Origin of the sequence: Ramlibacter sp., assembly GCF_028292805.1 — a bacterium.
Lineage (GTDB): Bacteria > Pseudomonadota > Gammaproteobacteria > Burkholderiales > Burkholderiaceae_C > Ramlibacter.
Genome location: NZ_JAQGLS010000218.1, coordinates 1 through 9,998 on the forward strand (window position 1 = coordinate 1; position 9,998 = coordinate 9,998).

Sequence of the window (9,998 nt, forward strand, 5' to 3'; positions counted from 1 at the left end):
GTGCGCACCCTGATGGCAGGTATTGCCAGCTTGTCGCTGGGCCCGTGGGAATGGTTCTGGATCGGTTTTTACGCCTTCGCCACCTACGGCAACGCCGGCTGGATGCGCGAGCAGGTATGCAAATACATGTGCCCGTACGCGCGCTTCCAGAGCGCCATGTTCGACCCCGACACACTGATCGTCAGCTATGACGGAGCCCGGGGCGAGCCGCGCGGCTCGCGTGGCCGCAAGACGGACTACCAGGGCGCCGGCCTGGGCTGCTGCGTCGACTGCACCTTGTGCGTGCAGGTGTGCCCCACCGGCATCGACATCCGCAACGGCCTGCAGTACGAGTGCATCGGCTGCGCCGCCTGCATCGACGTGTGCGACGGCGTGATGGACAAGATGGACTATCCGCGCGGCCTGATCCGCTTCACCACCCAGAACGCGCTGGCGCATGCCGGGGCCGGAACGGAAAAGTCTTACCTGCTGCGCCGGGTGCTGCGCCCGCGCGTGCTGGTCTACGCCACGCTGCTGCTGGCACTGGCGATCGGCCTGGCCACCAGCCTGGCGCTGCGCATGCCGCTGAAGGTGGACGTGGTGCGCGACCGGACCTCGATGGCGCGCATCGTCGGCGGCGGCAAGCTGGAGAACGTGTACCGGCTGCAGGTGATGAACGCCACCGAGCAGCCACAACGCTACCGCATCGCCGCCGATGGCTTGCCGGGGCTGGTGCTCGCCTCAGAGCCGCAGCTGGAGGTCGGCCCGGCCGAATCGCGCTGGGTGGCGGTGCGCCTGCAGCTTCCGTACGGCTCGGTCAGGCCCGGCTCGCATCCGATCCACTTCGGCATAGCGGCGGTCGGCGCCGACGCGCAGGTGCGCGAGAAGTCCGTCTTCCTGGTTCCCCGCTGAAGGTCACCCCATGAACAAAGATCGCACTGACACTCCCTCCCCCTGGTGGAAACATGGCCTGGTCTGGCTGGTGATCTCCGGCCCCGCCACCGTGGCGGTGGCCTGCGCGGTGACGGCCTGGATCGCCTGGAGCCACGTCGATCCGGTGGTCGCCACCGACTACTACCGCCGCGGCATGGAAATCAACAAGACCCTGGCCGCCGGGAACCGCGCCCACCTGCCGGCCTTGCAGGGCCGCAACCACGCCGTCACGCCGGCCAGGCCGTGACCATGGCGCGCCAACTGATGTGGATCGTCTGGCCGGCCTTCATCGCCGCCTGCGTGCTGGAACTGCTGGTGTTCGCGCTGGTCGACCCGCTCGAGTTCCACTGGTCGGGCCAGACCCTCGGCTGGTCGCGCCAAGCCGTCTATACCGCGGCCTTCTTCGCCTTCTGGCTGGCCTCGACGGGCGCCTGCGCGCTCAGCACGCTGCTGCGGCCGCCCGCGGACACACCATGATCACCAGCACCATCTCGCCCGAGCTGCTGCGCAAGTTCGACCTGCCCGGCCCCCGCTACACCTCGTATCCCACGGCCGACCGCTTCGTCGAAGCCTTCGGCGCTGGCGACTACCGGCAGGCGCTGGCCCAACGCGCGGCCAGCCCGGCCGCCGTGGCGCGGCCGCTGTCGCTGTACGTCCACATCCCGTTTTGTCAGTCGCTTTGCTACTACTGCGCCTGCAACAAGATCATCACCAAACAGCACTGGCGCGCCGCCATCTACCTGCGCTACCTGGCGCGGGAAGTCGCGCTGCACACCGAAGTGCTCGGCACCGCGCAGCCGGTCAGCCAGCTGCACCTGGGCGGCGGCTCGCCCACCTTCCTGTCCGACGACGAACTGCGCGAGCTGATGGCGCTGCTGCGTCGCAACTTCGCGCTGGCGCCCGGCGCCGAGTGCTCGATCGAGATCGATCCGCGCACCGTCGACGCCGGCCGCCTGCAGGTGCTGGCGGACCTCGGGCTCAACCGCATCAGCTTCGGCGTGCAGGACTTCGACCCTGAGGTGCAGAAGGCCGTGCACCGCGTGCAGCCGTACGAGCAGGTGGCGGCGCTGATGGACGACGCGCGCCGCATCGGCTTCGACTCGATCAACGTCGACCTGATCTACGGCCTGCCGCGGCAGACGCCCGCGTCGTTCGTCCGCACGCTGGCCCAGGTGGCGCAGCTGCGTCCCGACCGCATCGCGCTGTACGGCTACGCCCATTTGCCCGAGCGTTTCAAGCCGCAGCGGCGCATCGTGATTGCCGAACTGCCGGCGGCCCCTGGCAAGATCGCGATGCTGTCGCAGGCCCTGGCCGCCTTCCTGAGCGCCGGCTACGTCTACATCGGCATGGACCATTTCGCCTTGCCGGGCGACGCGCTCGCTGTGGCCAAGCGGCAAGGGCGGCTGCACCGCAACTTCCAGGGCTACAGCACGCAGGCGGATTGCGACCTGGTCGGCCTGGGCGTCTCGGCCATCGGCAAGGTCGGCGCCACCTACAGTCAGAACGCCAAGACGATGGAGGAGTATGTCGACCACCTGGATCAGGGCCGGCTGCCGGTGGTGCGGGGGCTGGCGCTGTCGCGCGACGACATGGCGCGGCGGGCGGTGATCATGGCGCTGATGTGCCAGGGGCAGCTGGCGTTCGAGGCGGTCGAGGCCGCCTGGCTGCTGGACTTCAAGGCCAGCTTCGGCGCCGAGATGGAGCAGCTGCGCGAGCTGGAGCAGCAAGGGCTGGTCGCCATCGACGCCGCCGGCGTCCAGGTGACGGCGCAAGGCTGGTTCTTCGTGCGCGCCGTCGCCATGCTGTTCGACCGCTACCTGCAGGTGGACCGCGACCGCGGCCGGTTCTCGCGCATTCTCTGAAGCCTGGGCACATGAGGTAGATTCCCCCGTTGAGGGGAATTTGCCGTTGTCCATACCAGAACACCCTGAAAGCTCCGCAGCGGCGCGGCTGGCCGCGCTGCTGGACTCCGCCATGGACGCCATCATCACCATCGATGAGGCGCAGACCATCGTCCTGTACAACCGCGCGGCGGAGCGCATCTTCGGTTTTTCCGCGGCGCAGGCCCTGGGGCTGTCGATCGAAGCGCTGATCCCCGAGCGTTACCGCGTCGGGCATGGCCACCACGTGCGTGTCTTCGGCGCCACCGGCGTGAGCTCGCGCCGCATGAGCGGCAGCACGGTGGTGTACGGCCGCCGGGCCAACGGGGAGGAATTCCCCGTCGACGCCTCGATCTCCCAGCTCGACACGCCGGAAGGCAAGCTGTTCACGGTGATCATGCGCGACGTCACCGAACGCGTGCAGGCCGAGAACGAACAAGTGCGGATGGCGGCCAGGCTGACCGGACTACTGGACTCTGCGATGGACGCCATCATCACCATCGACGCGCAGCAGCGCGTTGTGCTCTACAACCGGGCGGCGGAAAAGATCTTCGGCTGGCAGCCGACCGACGTGCTGGGCCGGTCGATGGACATGCTGCTGCCGCAGCGCTGGCGCTCCAGCCATGCGGCGCACGTGGGGCGCTTCGGCGTCACCGGCGTCACCTCGCGGCGCATGGGCGACGGCAGCGTGGTCCACGGCCTGCGCCGCGACGGCGAGGAATTTCCGATGGATGCGTCCATCTCCCAGCTCGACACGCCGGAAGGCAAGCTGTTCACGGTGATCCTGCGCGACGTGACCGACCGGGTGCGGGCGCAAAGCGACCTGGCCTCGATGACGCTGCAGGCCAGCACGGTGCGCGAGGAGGAAAAGCGCCGGGTGGCGCGCGAGCTGCACGACGAACTGGCCCAGTCGCTGACGGCGCTGAAGATGGATGCGATCCGTCTGAAAGACCAGGTGCGGGACGACCCGGCGGCCGCCGTGCGCCGGCTCGACGCCATGCTGGAGATGCTGGATGCCAGCGTCGCCGCCACGCGCCGCATCGCCGCCGACCTGCGTCCCCTGGTGCTGGACGATTTGGGGCTGGTGCCCGCGGTGGAGTGGCTGGTGCAGAACTTCACCGAACGCACCGGAGTGGCCTGCAGCCTTGAAGCCGACGAAGAGATGGAACTGGGCGAGCCGTATGCGACGGCCGTGTTCCGAATCGTGCAGGAGTCGCTCGCCAACGTGGGCAAGCACGCCCATGCCACGCAGGTGACGGTGGCGCTGGTGCGCACCGAAGCGGCTATCGTGCTCGAGGTGCGCGACGACGGCGTGGGCTTCGACCCGGCCGCGCCGCGCAAGCCCGCTTCGCTGGGGCTGACGGGCCTGCGGGAACGGGCCCAGCTCACCAGCGGCCGCGTTGACATCCAGAGCCGCCCCGGTGGCGGCACGCGCGTCAGGGCCGTCATCCCCGTGCCGCAGGAGCAGCCATGATCAAGCTGGTGATCGCCGACGATCACACCATCGTCAGGGAAGGCCTCAAACGCATCGTCTCCGATGCACCGGACATGCAGGTGGTGGCCGAGGCAGTCGACGGCAACGAGGTGCTGCGGCTGGTGCGCGAGCAGGAGTTCGACGTGCTGGTGCAGGATTTGTCGATGCCGGGGCGCAGCGGCATGGAGCTGATCCGGCTGGTGAAGGCCGAGCGGCCCAAGCTGCGGATCCTCATCCTGAGCATGCACGCCGAGCTGCAATATGCCGTGCGCTCCATCAAGTCGGGCGCCAGCGGCTACCTCACCAAGGACAGCGCGCCGGGCCAGCTGGTGGAGGCGATCCGCAAGGTGGCGGCCGGCGGCGCCTTCATCAGCGCGCAGGTTGCCGAGCAGCTGGCGCTGGGCGCCATGCCGGGCAGCGTGCAGTCGGCGCCGCACGAGGTGCTGACGGAGCGCGAGTTCGAGGTCTTCCGCCAGCTGGTGGAAGGCGATTCCGTGACCGACATCGCCACGCGCCTGAACGTGTCGGTCAAGACGGTGAGCACGCACAAGGCGAACTTGATGCAAAAGCTGGGGTTGCGCAACCAGAGCGAGCTGGTGCGCTATGCGATGCGGCACGGGCTGTCGGGCGAGGACGTCTAGCTTCAAGGCTCCCTCCCCTCCGGGGGAGGGCTGGGGTGGGGGCGCTCGGTGCAACACCGCGCGGGGGATGCGCCAGTGCCGCGTGCCCTCACCCGACCCTCTGCGAAAGGGAGAGGGAGCAACCCCTCCTAGGACGATTCCGAGGCCGACTAGGCTCTCACCCCGGTCCGTTCCGGAGTTTTCCGATGCGCCGGTTCAGCCGGCGCCGATGGCCCCCGGCGCCCCACCGCGGCAAAGTTGCCGCATGCCCAGCAGCCCACTCCCGCACCGGGTTTTCCTCGCCGATGACTCGCCGGCCATCCGCAGCCGCGTCGCCGGCATGCTGTGCGCGCAAGTGGTCGGCGAGGCCGCAACGCCCCAGGCTTGCATCGCCGGAATCCTGGCCACCCACCCGGACGTGGTGGTGCTGGACGTGCAGCTCGAAGGCGGGCAGGGCCTGGAAGTGCTGCTCGCCGTGCGCAGCGCTGAACCCAGCATCGCGTTCGTGGTGTTCAGCAACAGCTCGGGCGCGGCCTACCGCAAGCGCTACCTGGGCGCCGGGGCCGCACGCTTTCTCGACAAGTCCCGCGACTTCGAACAGCTCGCGGACGCCGTCAACGCCGCCGGCCAGCACCAGTCAACAGCCTCACAGGACACCCAATGACCCTCGCCATCGCCACCGCTCCTTCCGTCTTGCGTGTCGTCCCCATCATGAACGCGCGCACGCCCGTGCCGGCTGTGGTGACGACGTCCTGTTCGGGCTGCCACCTGCGCGACCTGTGCCTGCCCGGCGGCCTCACGGGCAGCGAGACCGAACGGCTGGACCAGATGCGCTTCGGTCGGCGCAAGGTTGCGGCGGGCCAGGCGCTGTACCGCGCCGGCGACAAGTTCCAGTTCATCTACGCCGTTCGCAGCGGCACCTTCAAGTCCAGCATGGCGCTGGCGGGTGACCGCGAGCAGGTGACCGGCTTTCCCATGGCCGGCGAACTGATGGGCCTGGACGCCATCGCCAACGGCGTGCATGCCACCAGTGCCACGGCAATCGAAGACACCGAGGTGTGCGCCATCCAGTACGCGCACCTGAACGAGGTGGTGGCGCAAAGCGGAAACTTCCAGCTGGTGATGGCCCAGCTGATGAGCCGCGAGATCGTGCGCGAACACGGCTTGATGATGCTGCTGGGAAGCATGAACGCCGAGCAACGGCTGGCCGCCTTCCTGCTGAACATCTCGCAGCGCCTGAAGGCGCGGGGCTACGCCGCCGACGAATTCCACCTGCGCATGTCGCGCGCCGAGATCGGCAGCTTCCTGGGAATGAAGCTGGAGACGGTCAGCCGCACCTTCTCGGCCTTCCAGCAGCAAGGCCTGCTGGAAGTGGACAAGAAGCACGTGCGGATCACCGACCTGCACGAATTCACCCGCGCCTTCGAAACGCGAGTGCACTGAGGAGTCCTCATGAAGCAGATGCCATCGGCCCTCCAGATCATCCGCGACGAGCACCGCGCCGTCGCCGCCGTGCTGCGCTCGCTGCAGCCGCTGATCCGGCAAGGTCCGGGCGACGAGCCCGGGCGCTTCTTCGACATTCTGCGGGCGATGCTGTTCTACATCGACGAGTTCCCCGAGCAGCGGCACCACCCGAAAGAGTCGAACCTGCTGTTCCCCAAGCTGGCGCGGCTGGCGCCCGAGCTGATGCCGGTGATCCAGCGGCTGGAAGACGATCACATGCAAGGGGAAGGGCAGGTGCGCGCGTTGCAGCACCTGCTGCTGGCGTGGGAGCTGATCGGCGCCTCGCGCCAGCCCGCCTTCTCCGCGGCCGTGAAAGAGTACGTGGACTTCTACCTGGACCACATGCGCATCGAGGAGACAGAGCTGCTGCCGGTGGCCGAACGGGTGCTGTCGCAGCAGGACAAGGACGAACTGGGCCGGGCCTTCGAGGCCGACCGCGACCCATTGGCCGGCGGGCAGCGCGATCCGAACTACGAGCCGCTGTTCACGCGCATCGTGTTGGCCGCGCCGGCGCCGGTCGGGGTGGGGCCGGAGCTGGCGGGGACGGCGATGGCCGGCGCACGATGATCCTGAGCCTGGTCGGCGCGGCGTTGCTGATGGGGCTGGCGGGCGGGCCCCATTGCGCGGCGATGTGCGGGCCGGCGTGCTCGGGCGTGATCCGCATCGTGCGGTCCGGGGCTGTGGCCGATCGCAAGCTGCCGCTGGCGTTTCATGCGGGCAGGGTGGTCGGGTACGCGCTGGCCGGGGCTGCGGCGGCCCAGGCGGTGCAGAGCCTGGGTTGGCTGGCGACGCAGACCGCAGCACTGAAGCCGGTCTGGACCTTGTTCCACCTGGCCGTGCTGGCCTGGGGCCTGGCACTGCTCGCATCGGGCCGGCAGCCGGCCCTGGTCAGCAACGCGGGCCGCCAGATCTGGAACCGCTTGCGTCCCGTTGCGAATGCCGGTGGTGCGGTGTTCACGACCGGCGTGTTGTGGGCCTTGATGCCTTGCGGCTTGCTTTATTCCGCCCTGCTGGTTGCTTCCTTGAGTGGTGGTCCGTTGGCCGGGGCACTGGCGATGGCCGTGTTCGCCATCGGCAGCGCGCTCTCGCTGCTGCTGGCGCCACGACTGCTGGCGGGCGTGCAGAAGTCGGGCGATCGCTGGGGCAGGGATGGCGGCACGCGGCTGTCGGGCCTGTTGATCGTGGCGGCCGCGGCGTGGGCGTTGTGGATGGACGTGTTTCATCGCATCGCCATCTGGTGCGGGCTGGCTTGACTGGCGCGGCGGACCCGCTGCTCACCCGCACGAGCCCAGGTGGCCGCCCTGGGTGCACAACTCGCAGGCATCCTTGCGGATCATTGCGTGGGCGCCGCATTCGGAGAATTTGGCGCCGGCCAGCATCGGCGCAGGCGGTCCGGCCGCGGCGACAGGCGTTGCCAGGGCGGCCACCGGTTCGCCCTGGCGGCGGGCGATGATGTTCTGCACCGCATAGGCGAACGCAGCCACTTCGGAGTCATGCCAAAGTGACACGCCCGCCGTAGGCGCGGGTGTAGGTGCCCAGGCGCACCGGTCCGCGGTCCCACGCACCTAGCGCATGTCCGCCAGGGCGCGCTCGAGGAAGCCGCCACGCGCGTCCAGCGACAGCCGCCGCAGGCTGGCCGTGATCCACTGCTGCGACTGGCCGCTCTGGCCGACCGGCATGAAGAATTCGACGGCGCGCTCGCGTCCGTCGCCCACCGGCAGGAACGAGACCAGCAGGTAGAGCGTTTGCCGGCCATGCTGGGTCCAGTACTCGATCTTCTCGGCCACGGCCGGCAGGCTGCCCTTGGGCCGGCTGGCAATGAGGGCGCGCATCGGGGTCCGTTGCCGGCGCCTGCGTCGGGCTCTCCGCTGCGCCCGGGGTTGGCGGATGCAGTCGGCGGCCCGCCGAAGCCGAAGGGCTGGCGCACGAACTTCGGCAGGATGACCAGGCCGAGGTTGCAGCAGCCGTACGGGGCCAGCGGTTGTGCGCCGCAGGAGTTGGTGCTGGCGATGCACTCCGTAGACCGCAGGTTATTTCTCGCGGTTGATGGTGTCCAGGAACAGGATGCCTGGCTCGGCGAAGTCGTAGGCCGAGCGCATCACCGTCTCCCACAGGGCCTTCGCCGCGACCTTGCGATAGACCCAGAGGCCGTCGGCGCGAAGATGCGCGCCCTGCGCGATCGCCGCCGCGCCCGGCCTGGCCTTTTGCACCAGCGGCCAGTCGCCACCCGCCTGCAGCGCGCGCATGAATTCGTCGCAGACGCCCATCGAGACATTGAAATTGTTCCAGCGGCCCGGCGTGCGCTTGGCGGTGATGAACTCCTGCACGTCGGGGTGGTCGATGCGCAGCACGCCCTTCTGGGCCCCGCGGCGTGCGCCCGCGCTTTCCACGGTGGAGCACAAGCTGTCGAAGACGTCCATGTAGCTGCACGGGCCGCAGGCGAGCGAGGCCGTCGCCCGGACCTCGGCGCCGCGCGGCCGGATGCGCGAGAAATCGTAGCCGACGCCACCGCCGCGCCGCATCGTTTCGGCCGCTTCGCGCAGCGCCTCGTAGATGCCGGGGAAGCCCTCGTCGTCGGTGCCCTGGATGGCGTCACCCACCGGTTGCACGAAGCAGTTGATCAAGGGTGGCCTGCAGCTCGGTGCCCGCCACACTCATGATGCGGCCGACGCCGATCGCGCCTGCATGCAGGTTGTCGAGGAAGCGCTGCTCCTACAACGCGCGCACCGGCTCGGCCTCGACGCTGGCCAACGCCCGGGCTACGCGGCGCATCAGGTCTTGCGCGGTGGTCTCGCCGGGCTTGAGGTACTTCTCGCGCAGCAGGTCCAGGCTGATCGGCTGCGGCGGCAACGCCGCGGGAGAGGGGATGGATAGATCCCGCTTCATGCGCGAGCGTCCATTCAGTGGGCCATGTCGCCGTGGCCCTTTTCGGACCAGCGGTACACGCCCGGGTCTGCCGTGCCGGTCACTTCCAGCGAGCCGGCCAGGCCCTTGGCCGCGCGCGACAGCGAGTGGTCGACCAGCAGGTACTTGCCGGGGTACTGCACCTTGAAGTCAACGATGGTCGCGCCGCCGGCCGGGACCAGCGTGGTCTGGACGTTCGACCTGGGGGTGTCGGTGGAGCCTTCGCCGTACACCTTGTCGAAGATCTCCCCGATCACGTGGAAGGAGGACACCTTGTTGGGGCCGCCGACGCCGAAGAAGACGCGCACCGTCTCGCCCACCTTGGCTGTCATCCTGTGCTCCTTGCCCAGCGCGCCGACGGAACCGTTGAAGGTGTAGTACGAGGGCAGCTCGTCCGCCGCCTTGTCGGGGTTGTACTCGTGGTGTCCCTTGGTGCCGAAGGCGTGCGAGGTGTACAGGTCACCCTGCATCACGTAGAACTCCTTGTCCACCTTGGGCAGGCCGGCCTTGGGCTCCACCAGGATCAGGCCGTACATGCCGGCGGAGATGTGGTGGGCCACCGAGGGCGTGGCGCAGTGGTACACGAACAGGCCGGGGTTGAGGGCCTTGAACGTGATCGTCTTGGTCTGGCCGGGCGCCACCTGGGTGTGCTCGCCGCCGCCGAAGCCGCCGGTCACCGCATGCAGGTCGATGGAGTGCACCGCC

11 protein-coding genes and 1 pseudogene are annotated in these 9,998 nt (G+C 68.9%); 10 read left to right on the forward strand and 2 right to left on the reverse strand.

Annotated features, from left to right (window positions below; genetic code table 11):
* The 10 genes from JWP65_RS13555 to JWP65_RS13600 all read left to right on the forward strand — a co-directional run.
* Positions 1–891, forward strand: an 891-nt coding sequence (locus JWP65_RS13555; protein WP_299764559.1) for a 4Fe-4S dicluster domain-containing protein, incomplete at its 5' end; no start/stop codon positions are given.
* A 10-nt stretch (positions 892–901) separates the two neighbouring features.
* The gene (locus JWP65_RS13560) at positions 902–1,159 is read left to right on the forward strand and encodes a FixH family protein (protein ID WP_299764561.1); all 258 of its coding nucleotides are present in this window, start codon (positions 902–904) and stop codon (positions 1,157–1,159) included.
* 2 nt (positions 1,160–1,161) lie between these two features.
* Positions 1,162–1,389: a hypothetical protein gene (locus tag JWP65_RS13565; protein WP_299764564.1), complete on the forward strand. Its 228-nt coding sequence runs from the start codon at positions 1,162–1,164 to the stop codon at positions 1,387–1,389.
* Entirely contained in the window at positions 1,386–2,774 is a 1,389-nt protein-coding gene (gene hemN / locus JWP65_RS13570; protein ID WP_299764566.1) for an oxygen-independent coproporphyrinogen III oxidase, read from the forward strand. Before JWP65_RS13565 ends, hemN begins: the two co-directional genes overlap by 4 nt.
* Before the next feature lie 46 nt (positions 2,775–2,820).
* A complete protein-coding gene (locus JWP65_RS13575) occupies positions 2,821–4,266 on the forward strand; it encodes a PAS domain-containing sensor histidine kinase (RefSeq protein ID WP_299764568.1) in 1,446 nt (481 codons plus the stop codon).
* Positions 4,263–4,907 carry a response regulator transcription factor gene (locus JWP65_RS13580; RefSeq protein ID WP_299764569.1) on the forward strand — a complete coding sequence of 215 codons (645 nt, stop codon included), beginning with the start codon at positions 4,263–4,265 and terminating at the stop codon, positions 4,905–4,907. The genes JWP65_RS13575 and JWP65_RS13580 overlap by 4 nt, the downstream gene beginning before the upstream one ends.
* 244 nt (positions 4,908–5,151) lie before the next feature.
* Positions 5,152–5,550 carry a response regulator transcription factor gene (locus JWP65_RS13585; protein WP_299764571.1) on the forward strand — a complete coding sequence of 133 codons (399 nt, stop codon included), beginning with the start codon at positions 5,152–5,154 and terminating at the stop codon, positions 5,548–5,550.
* Positions 5,547–6,329, forward strand: a complete 783-nt coding sequence (locus JWP65_RS13590; RefSeq protein ID WP_299764573.1) for a helix-turn-helix domain-containing protein — start codon at positions 5,547–5,549, stop codon at positions 6,327–6,329. Before JWP65_RS13585 ends, JWP65_RS13590 begins: the two co-directional genes overlap by 4 nt.
* 9 nt (positions 6,330–6,338) lie before the next feature.
* Positions 6,339–6,956, forward strand: coding sequence for a hemerythrin domain-containing protein (locus tag JWP65_RS13595; protein WP_367280512.1), 618 nt, complete (start codon positions 6,339–6,341; stop codon positions 6,954–6,956).
* Positions 6,953–7,642 carry a sulfite exporter TauE/SafE family protein gene (locus JWP65_RS13600; protein WP_299764575.1) on the forward strand — a complete coding sequence of 230 codons (690 nt, stop codon included), beginning with the start codon at positions 6,953–6,955 and terminating at the stop codon, positions 7,640–7,642. The genes JWP65_RS13595 and JWP65_RS13600 overlap by 4 nt, the downstream gene beginning before the upstream one ends.
* Positions 7,643–7,663: 21 nt before the next feature.
* Here JWP65_RS13600 and JWP65_RS13605 read toward each other — a convergent pair.
* Both JWP65_RS13605 and JWP65_RS13610 read right to left on the reverse strand, forming a co-directional pair.
* Positions 7,664–9,275 (reverse strand): annotated as a pseudogene (locus JWP65_RS13605) (hypothetical protein).
* A gap of 14 nt (positions 9,276–9,289) precedes the next feature.
* On the reverse strand, positions 9,290–9,998 hold a 709-nt coding region (locus JWP65_RS13610), incomplete at its 5' end, for a multicopper oxidase domain-containing protein (RefSeq protein WP_299764578.1).